This window comes from Bradyrhizobium sp. T-1 (assembly GCF_053592855.1).
The window spans coordinates 3,903,049-3,918,221 of record NZ_CM132115.1 but is presented as its reverse complement, the minus strand read 5'-3'; the positions used below and the strand labels follow the sequence as shown (position 1 = coordinate 3,918,221).

The window sequence follows — 15,173 nt, the reverse complement described above, 5'->3', positions numbered from 1 at the left end:
CCATCATCGCGCTTTGCCGGAGCGGCACAGTTGGCCGGTGAGTCAGCGCAGACCGGAGGCCCGGCGATTGGCGCCAAGGCAGCCCCGCCGAGAAGCGAAATGAATTGCCGACGCCTCATCCGATCCCTCGTCGACCTCGCTTTCGACCGCGAACGAATGCTACGATTTGTAGCATTACTTTGCGTTGGCTGCAATCATGGCGCTCGAACTTCGGCCCTGCTTTGTAGGCACGTCGCGACATGCACGAGACTGTGCTCGGTTTCGCCGTCGGTCGTCAAAAAGGCCGTCGCGTGATTGCCGTGCTTTTGCGCCCTCACACCGGCGTATAGATCACGAGCTTCAGCGCGGGATCGTCATTGGCCTGAAAGCTCGTGTGCTCGAAATGCAGCACGCCCTTGGTCGGATGGGTCATGGTCTTGCGGCCCGACAAGGTGCCGTGCACCTCGTGCGCGCCCCACCATTTGACGAATTCGGGACTGCCTTCGCGCAACCGCGTCAGCAATTCCGCAAAGGCGGGATCGCCGGCCCAGACGTCGTGGGTGGCGCGAAACATCGCGACCATGCGCTTGGCCACGTCAGCCCAGCCCGCGCCATAGGATTTCCGGGTCTTCTTGTTGGTCATCATCAAGAGCAGCGTGTTGCGATCATCCTCCGGCAATCGCCCGAACGCAAAGATCTCCTCGGCGGCGGCATTCCAGGCCAGCACGTCCCAGCGCCGCCCGGTGATGTAGGCCGGATGCGGCAGGCTCTCGACCAGGCGCAGGATCGGCGGCGGCACCACCTCGCGGGTGAACGTGCCCCTCGCGCCGCCGCGCGCGAGATCCTTGAGATGCGCATGCTCGGTCTTGCTGAGGCGTAGCGCACGCGCCAGCGCATCGATGGTCGTGACCGACGGGCTGACGGTGCGTCCCTGCTCGAGGCGGATGTACCAGTCGACGCCGATGCCGGCGAGCTGGGCGACCTCCTCACGGCGGAGCCCCGCGGTCCGCCGCCGCTGGCCTGCGGGGAGCCCGACAGTCTTCGGCGACAGCTTTTCGCGGCGGGAGCGGAGGAAATCGCCGAATTCGACGCGGCGTGGGTCGGCCATGGCGTGTTCCCGTGATGGAGGGTTTTGGGAATACTAGGATAATACCAGGCCTTCATGTCCCTTCAAGGCCGACGCATATGAGCATCACCCGTCTCTGAGGTGAACATCATGAAAGCTGCCATCCTTAAATCCCTGGGATCACCGCTGGTGGTCGAGACCGCGCCGGATCCGGTGCTCGGCACCGGCGAGGTCATCGTGGATGTCGTCGCCACGCGCGTCCTGTCCTACATGAACGAAGTCTTCAGCGGGGAGCGCAACTACGCGCTCGCCCTGCCGATCATCCCCGGCCCTGGCGGCATCGGCCGGGTGCGCGCGATCGGCCCTGATGCCACCAAGCTCAGCATTGGCGACTGGGTGTTCTGCGACCCGACGGTGCGCTCGCGCGACGACATCGTGGCGCCCGATATCGCCCTGCAAGGGCTCACGGCCGCCGGCCCCGGCGGCATGCGCCTGCAGCAGCATTTTCGCCACGGCTCCTACGCCGAGCAGATGCGCGTGCCGACCGAGAATGTGAAGAAGCTTGGCCAGATCACCTCCGCGGAAGCCTCGCAATGGTGCGCGCTGGGAACGGCGCTGGTGCCCTATGGCGGCTTTCTCGCTGCAAACCTGCAAGCGGGCGAGACCGTGCTGGTGAGCGGGGCCACCGGCAATTTCGGCAGCGCCGCCGTCTCCGTCGCACTCGCAATGGGGGCGGCCTGCGTGGTGACGCCCGGCCGCAACGAGACGATCCTGGCCGACCTCGTCCGCCGCTTCGGCGCGCGGGTGAAGCCGGTCAGGCTCACCGGTCACGAGGACGACGACCGCGAGGCAATGAAGCGCGCGGCGGGAGGCTCGATCGACTGCGTGCTCGACATCATGCCGCCCTCGGTGAGCACGAGCGTGGTGCGCGCGGCGGTCATGACGGTTCGCGCCTATGGCCGCGTCGTGCTGATGGGTGGTGTCGGCATGGCCGGCGGTGCGGGCCTCGAACTGCCCTACCCCTGGATCATGCGCAACTGCATCTCCATCCACGGCGTGTGGATGTATCCGCCGGATGCGGCGAGCCGCCTGATCGGCCTGGTGCGCGCGGGATTGTTGCGGCTCGACGAGTACCAGACGACGAACTTCGACCTCGACCACGTCAATGAGGCCGTGGCGCATGCCGCGGCCAATGGCGGGCCGTTCAAATTGACGGTGATCCGGCCATAACAGGCCCCGCCGCTGCAGCGATGCGCCGTCGCAGCCGGTTTGTCCGATATGTCAGATGGTTGGGAGACATTCCCCCGACCGTAGCCGGCAACGGCCGTCTACTGTGCATGGGGTTGTTTTCGCGTTTTCTATTCGAGCTCGATGACCTGGCCGTTCGACAACGACACGCGCCGGTCCATGCGGCCGGCGAGCTCCATGTTGTGGGTCGCGATCAGCATGGAGACCTTGGTCGCCTTGACCAACTGCATCAGAGCCTGGAACACGTGGTCGGCGGTGTGCGGATCGAGATTGCCGGTCGGCTCGTCCGCCAGCAGCACGCGCGGCGCATTAGCGACCGCGCGCGCGATCGCGACGCGCTGCTGCTCGCCGCCCGATAGCTCCGCAGGCCGATGCGTGATGCGATCGCCGAGGCCGAGATAGCCGAGGATCTCCTTGGCACGCTTGACGCTCTCGGACTTCTTCAGGCCGCGGATCATCTGCGGCATCATCACGTTCTCCAGCGCGGAGAATTCCGGCAGCAGCCGGTGCGACTGGTAGACGAACCCGATATCGCTGCGGCGAAGCTGGGTGCGCTCGATGTCGGGCAATTGCGAGGTCGGCGCGCCGTTGACGTAGACCTCGCCGGAATCGGGCGCCTCGAGCAGGCCCGCGATGTGCAGCAGCGTCGACTTGCCCGAACCAGACGGCGCCACCAGCGCGACCGACTGGCCCGCCCACAGCGCGAGCTTGGCGTTGTCGAGGATCGTCAGGGCCGCCTCGCCCTGAAGGTACTGCCGTCTTATCTCGTGGAGATAGATGACCGGTTCATCTTCCGCCCCCTGCTGCTGCTCCATCAGCCCCTCACTCGTACCGCAACGCTTCGACGGGATCGAGGCGCGCGGCGCGCCACGACGGATACAGCGTCGCCAGGAACGACAGCGTCAGCGCCATGATGACGACGGCCGTGGTCTCGCCGACGTCGATTTCGGCGGGCAGCTTCGACAGGAAATAGAGTTCCGGCGAAAACAATTCGGTGCTGGTCAGCCAGGACAGGAATTGCCGGATGGATTCGATGTTGAGGCAGATCACGAGGCCGACGAAGAAGCCGACCAGCGTGCCGACCACGCCGATCGAAGCGCCCGTGATCAGGAAGATCCGCATGATGGAGCCCTGCGAGGCCCCCATCGTCCTGAGGATCGCAATGTCGCTGCCCTTGTCCTTCACCAGCATGATCAGGCCGGAGACGATGTTGAGCGCTGCGACCAGCACGATCATGGTCAGGATCAGGAACATCACGTTGCGCTCGACCTGCAGCGCGTTGAAGAAGGTCGAGTTGCGCTGCCGCCAGTCGACCAGGAACACCGGCCGGCCCGCGGCCTCCGTCACCGCCTTGCGGAAGGCGTCGATGCGGTCGGGATTAGTGGTGAACACCTCGATCGAGGTGACGTCGCTGCTGCGGTTGAAATAGGCCTGCGCTTCCGCGAGCGGCATGAAGACAAAGCCGAGATCGTATTCGGACATCCCGATCTCGAACACGGCGACGATCTTGTAAGGCTTGATGCGCGGCGTGGTGCCCATCGGGGTGACCGCGCCCTTCGGCGCGACCAGGGTCACGCTGTCGCCGGCATGCAGGGACAGCTGATCGGCGAGCCGCCGGCCGATCGCAACACCCTGCCCGTCGTCAAAGCCCTCAAGCGAGCCCTGCTTGATGTTCTTGGCGATCGAGGTGAGGTTGTTGAGATCGTCTGACCGGATGCCACGCACCAGCACGCCCGAGGCATTCCAGGGCGAGGACGCCAGTGCCTGGCCGTCGACGACCGGGGCAGCCAGCCGGATGCCCTGAACCTGGCTGATGCGCTCGGCGACGTCCTTCCAGTCGGTCAGCGGCGATTCCAGCGGCTGGACCAGGATATGGCCGTTCAGCCCCAGGATCTTGTCGAGCAGCTCCTTGCGGAAGCCGTTCATCACGGCCATCACGATGATCAGCGTCGCCACGCCGAGCATGATGCCGAGGAAGGAGAACCCGGCGATGACCGAGATGAATCCTTCCTTGCGGCGCGCCCGCAAATAGCGCGCCGACAGCATCCACTCGAAGGGCGCGAAAGGCGCGGTTTGAACGGTCTCGGTCATGGTTTCATCCATCGCTCGATAATCCCATGATTCGGGGTCAATTGTGGCCGGATTGGCGGCCGCGATATCGGGCGATGAACAATATTCAGCCGACCAGCCGGGCGACCGCGTCCGCTGGCGACATGGTCTCGCGGGAGCCGTCGCTGCGCTTCTTGATCTCGACCTTACCGTCGGCCAGCCCCTTCGGCCCGATCATGATCTGCCAGGGGATGCCGATCAGGTCGGCGGCAGCGAATTTGGCGCCGGCGCGCTGGTCGGTGTCGTCATAGAGCACGTCGACGCCCTTGGCAGTGAGCTCGGCATAGAGCTTCTCGCAGGCGCCATCGACCGCCGCATCGCCCTGCTTGAGATTGAGAATCGCGACGCGGAACGGCGCCACCGCCTCCGGCCATTGGATGCCGGCATCGTCATGACAGGCCTCGATGATGGCGCCGAGCAGGCGCGAGACGCCGACGCCGTAAGAGCCGCCGTGGATCGGTACATCGACGCCGTCAGGCCCCGCCACCATCGCCTTCATCGGCTCGGAGTATTTCGTACCGAAATAGAAGATCTGGCCAACTTCGATGCCGCGCGTGTTCAGCCGCTTCTCCGCCGGCACTTCCTGCTCGAACCGCGCGGGATCGTGAACGTCCTCCGTCGCGGCATAGACCGAGGTCCATTGCTTGATGATCGGCGTCAGGTCGCTGTCATAGTCGACGTCCTCGCCAGGCACCGGCAAATCCAGCACGTCGCGATTGATGAAAACGCCGGATTCGCCGGTCTCCGCGAGCACGATGAATTCGTGGCTGAGATCGCCGCCGATCGGGCCGGTCTCGGCACGCATCGGGATGGCCTTCAGCCCCATCCGAGCGAAGGTCCGCAAATAGGCGACGAACATCTTGTTGTAGGCGACGCGCGCAGCGGCTTCGTTGAGGTCGAAGGAATAGGCATCCTTCATCAGGAATTCGCGGCCGCGCATCACGCCGAAGCGCGGACGCTGCTCGTCACGGAATTTCCATTGGATATGATAGAGATTGAGCGGCAAGTTCTTGTAGGACTTGACGTAGGCGCGGAAGATCTCGGTGATCATTTCCTCGTTGGTGGGCCCGTACAGCAGCTCGCGCTTGTGCCGGTCGGCGATGCGCAGCATCTCCGGGCCGTAGGCATCGTAGCGGCCGCTCTCGCGCCAGAGGTCGGCGAGCTGCAGCGTCGGCATCAACAGTTCCAGCGCGCCGGAACGGTCCTGCTCTTCGCGCACGATCTGCTCGATCTTCTTCAGCACCCGGAAGCCGAGCGGCAGCCACGCGTAGATACCGGCCGCCTCCTGCCGGATCATGCCGGCGCGCAGCATCAGCCGATGCGAGACGATCTCCGCCTCCTTCGGATTTTCCTTCAGAATGGGCAGAAAGAACCGCGACAACCGCATGGCAATACTCTGGGAATCAGTGATGAGTTGCAGTGAAACCGGATTGGGAGCGAAAACACAAGGCCGGGAATGAGGAAAAGCCGCTAACGTGACGGAATTCCTGTCATTTTTCCGTCGACTTCAGGTTCGACTCGAACCGTGCTCGCCTTAAGGCGGCGCGACCTCGAGGTCGTCCTCGAGTGTGATTTTCTCGAAATCGGTCACCAACGCGTCGATCCGCACATGCCAGCGGCCGGCGAAGGGCAACTCGACCTTGCGCACGTGCCAATAGCCATCAGGCCCGAGTTCGGCGTCACGCTCCATCGGCTCGATGCCGCGCTCCGGCAGGCTCAGCGTCAGGCTCGCCTCTTTGGCCTGCAGCGGCGTCGCCTCCCCGGTCATGAGTTGGAGCACGAAATCGTCGACGCCGGCCTTGCCTGGGGACACCAGCACCTGGAACATCGCCTTGTCGGTGTGGATGTGGATCGCCAGGGGCGTCTCCGGCACGATGGTCCGCGGCGGCGGCGTGAAGCGCCAGCCGGCGACGATGGCGAAGATGCCGAGCGCGGTAGCGCATTCGAGCAGGATCGAGCGTTTGAGTACGGTTGCGACGCCCCGATCTTTCACCAGCGCCGGTGTGAGCCTGTAACGATTGAGCGCGGCAAGCGCCAGCAGGAACAAGACCAGCACGAGCTTGACCGAGAGAATGAGGCCGTAGGTCGTCTCGACCAGCGCCGCCGGCTTTTCAAGCTGGATGATTGCGAGCACGAGACCGGTCAACGCCAGCGCGGCGACCACCGGCACTGCGATGCGCGAGAAGCGATTGAGGAGCGGTAGCACCGCCGGTGTCGGCTTCGACAGCAGCGCTGCAAGCGGCGTCAGCGCGCCGATCCAGAAGGCGACAGCGAGGCCATGGACGAAGACCGCCGGTCGCGTCAGCACCTCGGGCGATGCCGTTGCCGCGTGCCCGGTCATGGCGAGCGATAGGCCAACACCGATGAAGGCGACGACCGCAAGAGCGCGCGCGTACCACACGCGACTCAGCGCCATCAGCGCGAGCAGCATCGCCGCGATGGCAACGTTCGAGGCGAGGCCGGCGCTGGTCGCAAATGCGATGGTCCAAGGAGCCGCCGTCACGATCGCCGCCAGCGGCAGCCCAAGGAGATCGAGACCCAACACGCCCAACGAGACAGCGGCACTTAGCAGACCCAAAAGCAGCGCTGCGCGCGGTACCCTCATGGCCGTCATCGACCAAGCAATCCAGCGGCCAAAGAACACGCCGCCGACGCCGACGAAGAGCCCGAGATAGAGACCGATCCGAGACAACCAGATCATCGCGCTCAATCGGCCATCCGCTTTGGCCCGGGGCTGCGTGGCCGTCGGCGCGCCGATCGAAAAGATCACCGATCCCGCGACGGGATGACCGTCCTGCGAGATCACCCGGTAGCTCACGACCGCGGTGCCCTTCGGCAAGTCCGGCGGCATCGCAACCGTGATTGCCTCGCCCGATGTCGTGACACGCGCATCGTCGCGCGCCCTGCCCGCACCGTCGATCAACTGGATCGCGCCCGGCGTCACCGCCTCGTTGAAGCGCAGCTCCACCGCCTTCGGCGCGCTCGCAAGGATACTTCCGCTCGCCGGTTCGACCGAGATCAGCGCCGCATGTGCCGACGCGCTGGTCGGAGTGCCGGCGATGGCAAGCAGCATCGCGAACGCAGCGAGAAGACGCATTACGGTTTGGACAGCAGCTTCACGCCGGGCGCCGGCGACTTGTCGTCGTGCGAATGCCCAGCGCCCTCCGCCGGGATTTCGATCCAGCGGCTGACGCCCTTCTCGCATTCCTGCACCACCGGAAAATACAGCGTGGTGTTCGGCTTCAGGCTGTCGGTGAGGAAGCTGCTGACGATGAACTCGTCGTAATTGTGGTCCGGCAGCTTGCCGCCGGACCACACCACTTCCTTCACACCCGAGGTCAGCTTGTTGCCGTGATAGTCGTACGCACTGGTATATTGGCCCTCCACGACATCGACGTTCCAGCCGGCCTTCGGCATCGGCTTCACTGCGATCACGCCTTCCGGGATCTGCACGCGGATCTTGACCGTCGGCGAGCCGGAACAGCCATGCGGCACGGCGAAGACGGCCTTGTAGGATGCACCGACCGCAGCCTGCTTGCCTTCCAGATAAACATGCGCCGCCGCAGGCGACGCGGCCAGCGCAGCCATCAGGATCAGCCAGAGTGCCTTCGACATACTCGATCTCCCGGAAATTAGATCACACACATCACATCTTCATTCCCGAATGATCGGGCATCTTCTTCATCATCATGCCTCCCCCACCCCCGGGGGCCTGGGCACCGACGCCCTGGACATCGAGCGAGACGACGACCTTGCCAGCCTTTTCGAATTCGAGCGTCACCGGCACCTTCTCACCCTGCTTGAACGGACCCTTCAGATCCTGGAGCATCAGATGGTTGCCGCCGGGAGCGAGTTTCACGGTCTTGCCCGGCTCGATGACGAGGCCCCTGTCCAGCGGACGCATCTTCATGACGCCATTGTCCATTGCCATCTCGTGAACCTCGGCCTTACCGGCGATCTCAGCGGTAACTGCCACGAGCTTGTCGGGTGCAGAGCCCTTGTTCTCGATGGTCAGGAAGCCGCCGGCGACCTTGGCGCCGCCCGGCGTTGCCCGGCTCCACGCTTGCGAGATGACGAGATCGCCAGCCTTGACGTCGTCGGCGCGGACGGGAGCCGCGATCACAACGGCCGAGAACGCCGCGAGCGCGAGAATGCGTGAGAGATTGTTCATGTCGGTTGCCCTTCTTGTCGTCGTTGAGAGTCTCATTTGTCAGCATGTGTACTTGCCGGCGAGAACGAAAGTTCTTCCGGGGAACGGATGGAATAGGAAATACTGCTTGTTGAAGAGATTATCGATGCCAAAGTCGAACGCAAAATCCTTGGTTGCGTTGTAATGGATCTTGGCGTCCACGACCAAGTAGCTATCGAACGATTGATACACCCGAGCGATATAGTCGGTGTTATCCAACGTCGAATACTGCTTGCCGCTGTAGCGCGCTGCCACAGTGTAGGCCCAACTCTCGTTCGGCCGATAGGTCACGCCGAATTTGGCGCGCCAATCAGGGACGTATGGCACGCGCTTGCCGACCACCGTCGTCGGCACCCCCGTGACCGGATCCTTTCCAGCCCAGCTTGCGTCCGCCAGGATACGCGAGTCGACGTAGGTGATGCTGCCGAACAATTGGAGACCCGTAAGCAGGACATTGTCCCTCTCGGCCGACAATTCGACACCCTGCATCCGGATTGCGTCGACATTGCTGATGACCGTAACCGAGTTCTGTTGACCGCCTGCGGTGACCAGGTTGGTCTGGGAAATGATCGCATTGTTCGTCCGCTCCCAAAACAAGGTCAATCGCGCCCGGCCGTCGTTCCACTTCCGCTCGACGTTCAACTCGGTGCTGTAGTCGTGCTCCGGTGCGAGAAACGGATTTGCAAAGGTCGCGACCCCGTTGACCACGATGTTCTGGTAGAGTTCGGTGACAGTCGGATAGCGATAGGCCTCACCGAAGTTCGCCGTGACGTTCCAATCCTTGTTTGGGTCGAACGAGAGCGAGGCTTTCGGCGATAAATTTGCGGCATTGAGGCTTGGTTGGTTCTGAGGAACCAATTTCACGACCGGGATCGGCACATTCACCGTCCCGGTACCCGCAGCCACAGTCGAGTTGACATTGTAGCCGTCAAGGGCCTGCCAGTTCTCGAGACGCCCTCCCAGGGTAAGCTTCCAGTTTGGCGCAATCTTCCAGGCGTCCTGCAGCCACAGCGCGTCCGTTCGTGTCTCTCCAACGCCGGTGGTGAAGAGCTGGCCGTTTCCCGTCGACGGGGCCGTGAACCACACATTTGAAAGATAGACAGGGTTCTCGAGCCTGTAGCGATCGGCGTGGAAGCCGAAGCTGACCTCGTGCGCACCATCGACGCCGAACGGGCGCCAGATTCCCTTGGCATCCGCATTCTGCCAATTAGTGCCATCCATTCGCGTCACTTTGCCATTGAGCGAGTAGCCGAGCCCCGGCGACTGGACGACGGTATAGGGATTGAGCAAAGTGTCATGGAGATAGTTGTAGCTCGACGCAGACAAATCGAAATCAAACGTCCCCTTGGTGTCGCTTCTGAGCGCAACCGCATTGCTGATGTGAGTCTGATCCCAGGTATACTTGTTGCTGGCAAAGCCGGTGATGCCGGCGAAAGTCGGCAAGCCGGTCACGGTAGACTTCAGATAGGTCTGGGGATCCGACGTCTGATGATTGTTCCAGACACCGAATGAGTACGTGGCTTGCACCAGCGGAGAGACGTCGTAGGCCACCCGAAGGTTGCCCGAGGTTTGCTGCGAATGCGCCAACGCGCCTGCGCCGACCACATCCGCGATTTGACCTGTCTTGTTGAGGGCAAGGTAACCTCCCGTCGTTCCCGCGGGAAGGCTGCCGTTGGTCACGTAAGACAACGGTTGCTGGTAGCTATCGAGATGGTTCGCGCTGACAAGCCAGGATAGTTTGCCGTCGCGATTGCCTGCGGCGGCGCTGGTCTGGCTGGTCACGTAGGTGTCCTTGGTGCCGTATTGATTCCAAGGCATCACCGAGACGGTTTCCTTGGCAACCGCAAACGGCTTGTCCGGCATCTTGGACGTGATCAGCAGAACGCCGCCGATGGAATTGCCGGGATAGGCGGCCGCGAAGGGACCATTCAGGAAATCAACCCGTCCGATCGCCTCGGGCGAGATCAGATTCCATTTGGGCGAGGCACCAGAGTTGTTGTTGCCGATCAGCGCCGAGATCAACAGGTCGTCATAATAGATCAGCGTTCGAGCACTGGAGTTCAGGCCCCAGCTTCGGGTCGCGAGCACCGCCTGATTGTCTCCGTCGTTGCGCTTCCGCACGAACAGGCTCGGCATGTACTTGACGGCGTCCTCGGGGTCCTTGAGGTTGATGGTCTCGTCGACCTGCTTTGCCGTGATGCTGAACGAGCGCTGCGGCAGCTGATAGCGCGCCACCGCCGCCGGCTGATCGAGCGATGCCCGGGCGCTGCCCGCGCCCTGCTCATCGGCTGCAGCGGCCGAGGCCGGCCGTTCGGCCGCCGGATTTGCCGAATTCCTCCTGGTGCCGGCGGTCTGCACGGGCTTGCGCGGCTTGGGCTTCACAGTCGCGGGGGCGTCGACGGTCACTGCGGGCAGCTCTCTTGGCAGCTCCCTTGGCAGCTCCCTTGGGCTGCCCTGGGCGAAAACGCCGCTCGACGAGGCAAGCAGCGCGGCCTGAACGGCAACGACACTCACGCCGCAGCGGGCATGACGAGATAACATGGGGCGTTCCTGACGCCGGCTTTCTTTCCGGCCATTCGACAGCATCAATCGCCAACGGATGAACCGAGGCAATCACGAAGGGTCGTCAGGAAAAGTGGGGAGGCCCCCGCGCCTGCGCGCTTAAGCCCTTGTGGGGTGCGACAACGGACGCGGCGGCCTCGTGCCACGCCACGCGTTCGGCGTGGCGGAAGGGAACGGAGAACGCTGCCTGCGGCGGCGAATCGAACGATGCGTTGGCCTGCGCAAGGCAACACAGCGCGCAGGCGCCGGCATGTGCGGTCGGCGAGCCATTCTGGCCGCTCGGGCCGCCCTGCTCGCTGGCGCTATGGCAGATGACGCCGGCGCCAAGCGGATCGGCAACGGCCTGGCCGGCCGCCCAACACGCGGCAATCGGCGCCAGCACCTGCATCACTAGCGCGAGCAAGACAATCGGTAGGAATTTTTGCAGCCGTGCGCGCATCCGCCGAACCATTCGTTCGCTGGGCTAACTAAACACCACGCCTCGTCCGAGTCGAGGTCACTTCGGCCAGCTGGTTGGGGCTGCGCAAGTTTCTCGAAAAAAATGTTCGGCGGGACCCGCCGGGGGACCGCGTCCACCATTTGCGGCAGTCCGCCCGACCTGAAATACCCACATAATTCTTATATTTGTCATATACTTAAGGGGTTAACAGCCCGATCATTGCGTCAACTGCTCGAATTTTGAACAATCGTTGCCGAAAATGATGACAAGTGAGAAAAGTTGATCTAGCATCCCCCTTGCTCAGGCCTGACCGTGAGGTTGAGGTCTGGTGGTCCAAGTCTCGGGAGGAGCCCCTGGCGCGCAAAACGCAGCGTCGCCCCGCCAATCAAGATCAAATCTTAGAATCGGGGATAATAGGGTCGACACAATTTTTGAGCGGGGCTAGGGCCCCGCTCTTTTTTTATCTGCGGCCGATGGGCCGATGAGTACTTCTCCCAACCCGATCGAGCAAAGCTTTGAGCTTGCGGCCTGGCGCTGCGCCGATCTCACGCCCCTCGTCTGTCAACGGCTGTTCAACGAGCATCCCGAAACGTGGGCGATGTTCCGGTCCCAAGGTAGCGAGCTCGTGATGGGATCGATGCTTGCACTGACGATCGAGGCGATCCTCGACTTCGCCGGCGAGCGCAGTGGCCAATTCCGGATGATTGCCTGCGAAGTCGCCTCGCACGATGGCTACGGCACGCCTCGCCAGCTGTTCATCGCCTTCTTCAACGTCATCAGGGATACGCTGCGAGACCTGCTCGGCGATGAATGATCACCCGAGATGTCATGCGCATGGGAGCAGCTTCTCACGGACATCGAAGCCTTCGCCGGCATCACAGCGTAGCGCTTTGCGCTGCACCAAGACCCCGCGACGATTCCGCGTTGATTGCACATTGAGTGGCATCAACTCTTGTGAGACACTTTCCGTCTCGGTAGCGCAATCAATGACGCGCCGACGATAAAATTTATGGGAGCGAGCGATGTCCGGGACGAAAGATTTCTCGACGACGAGGCGCGATCTTCTTCAGGCGGCAGCGACCGCCGGCGCCGCGACTGCCATCCTCGGCAGCATGGGCATAAACCCAGCACTTGCAGCCGAAGTTGGACGAAGCGAGAAGCCGCTGAAGGCGGCGTTCTCCAACGCAGGCCTTCAGGCGACCTGGTGCGCCCAGGGCAAGCAGGCCGCGGAATTCTGGGGCAAGCTGTTCAATGTCGAAGTCACCTGGTTCGACGGCCAGCTCGACGCAGTGAAGCAGCGCGCGGCGATCGACAACATGGCCTCGCAGAAATGGGATTTCGTCGCGATCCAGGCCTTCGGCATCGGCACCCTCACCCAGCCCGTGCAGAAGATGATCGACGCCGGCACACCTGTCATCGACATGGACACGCTGATTGCGCCGCTCGACCAGATCAACGTACACTCCTTCCTTGCCCCCGATAACGAGTTCATGGGGGCCTCGGTGACGCAGGCGCTCTGCAACGCCATGGGCGGCAAGGGCAAGATCATCATGACCCAAGGCGCGCTCGGCCATACCGGTGCGCAGGGCCGTGCCAAGGGCTTCAACTCGGTGGTGAAGCAGTTCCCGGGTATCGAGGTGCTCGACACCCAGCCGGCCGATTGGGACGTCTCCAAGACCGCGCGGCTCTGGGAAACCTATCTGACCAAATATCCGCAGATCGACGCGGCGTTCTTCCACAACGACGACATGGCTTTGGCGGCCGCCAACATCATGAAGGCGCACAACCGCACCAACATCCTGATCGGCGGTGTGGACGCGATGCCGCCGGCGATCCAGGCGGTCAGCGAGGGCCGGATGTACGCGACCGTGCGCAATCCGTCCTGCCGCATCCATGGCGGCGCGATCATCGCCGGTGTTGCGGCGGTCGCCGGCGGCGAGAAGAGCGGCCAGGGCATTCCCAAGAACGTCGTCACCGACGGCCCGGTCGTGACCAAGGCCAATGCCGCCGGCATGCAGTGGATGCAGGATCACTTCCTGATCTGAAATCCTCCAAGATCTGATCTTGCATGCCTGAGGGTCAACAGCCCATCCTGGAACTCCAGGGCATCACGAAGAGCTTCGGCGGCGTCGAGGCGCTTCGTGGTGTCGACTTCGCGCTTCTCCCCGGCGAGATCCACGGTCTCGTCGGCGAGAACGGCGCTGGCAAAAGCACGCTGATGAAGATCATCGCCGGCGTGCACACGGAATTCTCCGGTCGCTTCCTGATTGACGGCCAGGAAACGCATTTCCGCTCGGCGCGCGATGCGCATGCGGCCGGCATCGCCATGGTGCATCAGGAGCTCTCCGTCGCACCCGATCTCACGGTCGCGGAGAACGTCTTTCTCGGTAACCAGCCGACCAACGCCCTCGGCCTCGTGCAATGGCGGCGCATGGCGCGTGAGGCCGGCGAGCAGCTCGCACGCTTCGGCATCGACGTCGACCCAATGAGCAGGCTCGGCGACCTGCCGATCGGGCTGCAGCAGCTGATCGAGATCGCCCGCGTGCTGTTCTCGGGCGCGCGCATCGTCATCCTGGACGAGCCGACCTCGGCCCTCTCCCCGCCCGAGGTCGAACGGCTGTTTACGACGCTGCGGCGCTTACGTGAAGAAGGCACGGCCATCGTCTTCATCTCACATTTCATCGAGGACATTCTGCGCGTGTCCGACACGGTCACCGTGTTCCGCAACGGGCGGAAGGTCGCGGAAACCGCAAGCGCAGCAACCAGCAAGGGCGCGCTGATCGAGGCCATGATCGGCCGCGGAGGCGAAGTGCTCGAGCACAGCTACACCGACGATCTGATGCTGCCGCGGCCGAGCGACAGTTCGATCGTCCTCAAGGTCGATCAGCTGTCGCTGGCCCGCAGCCTCAAGGACGTCTCGTTCGAGGCCCGCGCCGGCGAAGTCCTCGGCATCTACGGCTTCATGGGCTGCGGCCAGCAGGAGCTGTCGCGCATCCTGTTCGGCAAGCTGAAGCCGGACGCCGGCACGCTCGCCGTCGACGGCAAGCCGAAGACCTTTGCCAGCACGGCGGCGGCGCGGCGGGCCGGCGTGGCGCTGGTGCCGGAGAGCCGGCGCGCCATGCTGTTTCACCAGGAGCCGGTCTACAAGAACATATCGATCAGCATCCTTGACCGCATCTCGTCGCTGCTGCTCAAGCCGGCGCAGGAGCGCGATATCGCCAAGCGGCAAGTCGAGCAGCTCCAGATCAGGCCGCCGGTGGTCGGCCTCGACCTCGGCATGCTCTCCGGCGGCAACCAGCAGAAGGTCGCGCTGGCGAAATGGCTGACCTATCCGCCCAAGCTGCTGGTGCTGTGCGAGCCGACCCGCGGCATGGATGTGGGTGCCAAGAACGACGTCATCAACATCGTGCGCGACCTCCGCGCCAAGGGGCTCGCGATCATCGTGCTGTCGACCGAGCCGGAAACGGTGCTGTCGCTGGCCGACCGCATCCTCGTGCTCAAGCGCGGCGCATTGGTGCGGGAATTCAAGAACGAGCCGGTCAGCAAAGACCGCCTGCTGGAAGCGGCGTGACGGAGAAGCA

General features: G+C 63.3%; 12 protein-coding genes and 1 pseudogene. 4 read left to right on the top strand and 9 right to left on the bottom strand.

What is annotated here, in order from left to right; translation table 11 throughout:
* Positions 1–313: 313 nt before the first annotated feature.
* The gene (locus tag ACWAT4_RS18830) at positions 314–1,087 is read right to left on the bottom strand and encodes a helix-turn-helix transcriptional regulator (RefSeq protein WP_449731097.1); all 774 of its coding nucleotides are present in this window, start codon (positions 1,085–1,087) and stop codon (positions 314–316) included.
* 108 nt (positions 1,088–1,195) lie between these two features.
* On the opposite strand from ACWAT4_RS18830, the gene ACWAT4_RS18825 reads away from it, so the two are divergent.
* A complete protein-coding gene (locus tag ACWAT4_RS18825) occupies positions 1,196–2,275 on the top strand; it encodes a zinc-binding dehydrogenase (RefSeq protein ID WP_449731096.1) in 1,080 nt (359 codons plus the stop codon).
* 128 nt (positions 2,276–2,403) lie between these two features.
* Here ACWAT4_RS18825 and ACWAT4_RS18820 read toward each other — a convergent pair whose 3' ends face one another.
* From ACWAT4_RS18820 to ACWAT4_RS18785, 8 genes are all read right to left on the bottom strand, one after another.
* Positions 2,404–3,108, bottom strand: coding sequence for an ABC transporter ATP-binding protein (locus ACWAT4_RS18820; RefSeq protein ID WP_449731095.1), 705 nt, complete (start codon positions 3,106–3,108; stop codon positions 2,404–2,406).
* A 7-nt stretch (positions 3,109–3,115) separates the two neighbouring features.
* The gene (locus ACWAT4_RS18815; protein WP_148773669.1) at positions 3,116–4,396 is read right to left on the bottom strand and encodes a lipoprotein-releasing ABC transporter permease subunit; all 1,281 of its coding nucleotides are present in this window, start codon (positions 4,394–4,396) and stop codon (positions 3,116–3,118) included.
* Between the two features lie 73 nt (positions 4,397–4,469).
* Positions 4,470–5,789, bottom strand: coding sequence for a proline--tRNA ligase (gene proS / locus ACWAT4_RS18810; RefSeq protein WP_449731094.1), 1,320 nt, complete (start codon positions 5,787–5,789; stop codon positions 4,470–4,472).
* Positions 5,790–5,936: 147 nt separating this feature from the next.
* Positions 5,937–7,499, bottom strand: a complete 1,563-nt coding sequence (locus tag ACWAT4_RS18805) for a copper resistance CopC/CopD family protein (protein ID WP_449731093.1) — start codon at positions 7,497–7,499, stop codon at positions 5,937–5,939.
* Complete coding sequence (locus ACWAT4_RS18800; protein ID WP_212424547.1) at positions 7,499–8,017, bottom strand: YcnI family protein; 519 nt, start codon at positions 8,015–8,017, stop codon at positions 7,499–7,501. The genes ACWAT4_RS18805 and ACWAT4_RS18800 overlap by 1 nt, the downstream gene beginning before the upstream one ends.
* A gap of 31 nt (positions 8,018–8,048) precedes the next feature.
* The gene (locus ACWAT4_RS18795; protein WP_449731092.1) at positions 8,049–8,573 is read right to left on the bottom strand and encodes a copper chaperone PCu(A)C; all 525 of its coding nucleotides are present in this window, start codon (positions 8,571–8,573) and stop codon (positions 8,049–8,051) included.
* Positions 8,574–8,612: 39 nt separating this feature from the next.
* Positions 8,613–11,132: a TonB-dependent receptor gene (locus ACWAT4_RS18790; protein WP_449731091.1), complete on the bottom strand. Its 2,520-nt coding sequence runs from the start codon at positions 11,130–11,132 to the stop codon at positions 8,613–8,615.
* 85 nt (positions 11,133–11,217) lie between these two features.
* Positions 11,218–11,592, bottom strand: a complete 375-nt coding sequence (locus ACWAT4_RS18785) for a DUF2946 domain-containing protein (RefSeq protein ID WP_449731090.1) — start codon at positions 11,590–11,592, stop codon at positions 11,218–11,220.
* Positions 11,593–12,073: 481 nt separating this feature from the next.
* Between ACWAT4_RS18785 and ACWAT4_RS18780 the strand changes: the two are divergent.
* The 3 genes and pseudogenes from ACWAT4_RS18780 (at position 12,074) to ACWAT4_RS18770 (ending at position 15,163) form a co-directional block, all read left to right on the top strand.
* Positions 12,074–12,478, top strand: a pseudogene (locus tag ACWAT4_RS18780) (globin).
* A gap of 136 nt (positions 12,479–12,614) precedes the next feature.
* Positions 12,615–13,637 (top strand): sugar ABC transporter substrate-binding protein, encoded by a 1,023-nt coding sequence (locus tag ACWAT4_RS18775; protein ID WP_212300906.1) that lies wholly within the window; start codon positions 12,615–12,617, stop codon positions 13,635–13,637.
* 23 nt (positions 13,638–13,660) lie between these two features.
* Positions 13,661–15,163, top strand: coding sequence for a sugar ABC transporter ATP-binding protein (locus ACWAT4_RS18770; protein ID WP_212300907.1), 1,503 nt, complete (start codon positions 13,661–13,663; stop codon positions 15,161–15,163).
* The last annotated feature ends 10 nt before the right edge of the window (positions 15,164–15,173 follow it).

Coding starts and splice junctions, on each gene's coding strand:
- ACWAT4_RS18830 (WP_449731097.1), bottom strand. CDS start 1,087: ATGGCCGACCCACGCCGCGTCGAATTCGGCGATTTCCTCCGCTCCCGC.
- ACWAT4_RS18825 (WP_449731096.1), top strand. CDS start 1,196: ATGAAAGCTGCCATCCTTAAATCCCTGGGATCACCGCTGGTGGTCGAG.
- ACWAT4_RS18820 (WP_449731095.1), bottom strand. CDS start 3,108: ATGGAGCAGCAGCAGGGGGCGGAAGATGAACCGGTCATCTATCTCCAC.
- ACWAT4_RS18815 (WP_148773669.1), bottom strand. CDS start 4,396: ATGGATGAAACCATGACCGAGACCGTTCAAACCGCGCCTTTCGCGCCC.
- proS (WP_449731094.1), bottom strand. CDS start 5,789: ATGCGGTTGTCGCGGTTCTTTCTGCCCATTCTGAAGGAAAATCCGAAG.
- ACWAT4_RS18805 (WP_449731093.1), bottom strand. CDS start 7,499: ATGCGTCTTCTCGCTGCGTTCGCGATGCTGCTTGCCATCGCCGGCACT.
- ACWAT4_RS18800 (WP_212424547.1), bottom strand. CDS start 8,017: ATGTCGAAGGCACTCTGGCTGATCCTGATGGCTGCGCTGGCCGCGTCG.
- ACWAT4_RS18795 (WP_449731092.1), bottom strand. CDS start 8,573: ATGAACAATCTCTCACGCATTCTCGCGCTCGCGGCGTTCTCGGCCGTT.
- ACWAT4_RS18790 (WP_449731091.1), bottom strand. CDS start 11,132: ATGTTATCTCGTCATGCCCGCTGCGGCGTGAGTGTCGTTGCCGTTCAG.
- ACWAT4_RS18785 (WP_449731090.1), bottom strand. CDS start 11,592: ATGCGCGCACGGCTGCAAAAATTCCTACCGATTGTCTTGCTCGCGCTA.
- ACWAT4_RS18775 (WP_212300906.1), top strand. CDS start 12,615: ATGTCCGGGACGAAAGATTTCTCGACGACGAGGCGCGATCTTCTTCAG.
- ACWAT4_RS18770 (WP_212300907.1), top strand. CDS start 13,661: ATGCCTGAGGGTCAACAGCCCATCCTGGAACTCCAGGGCATCACGAAG.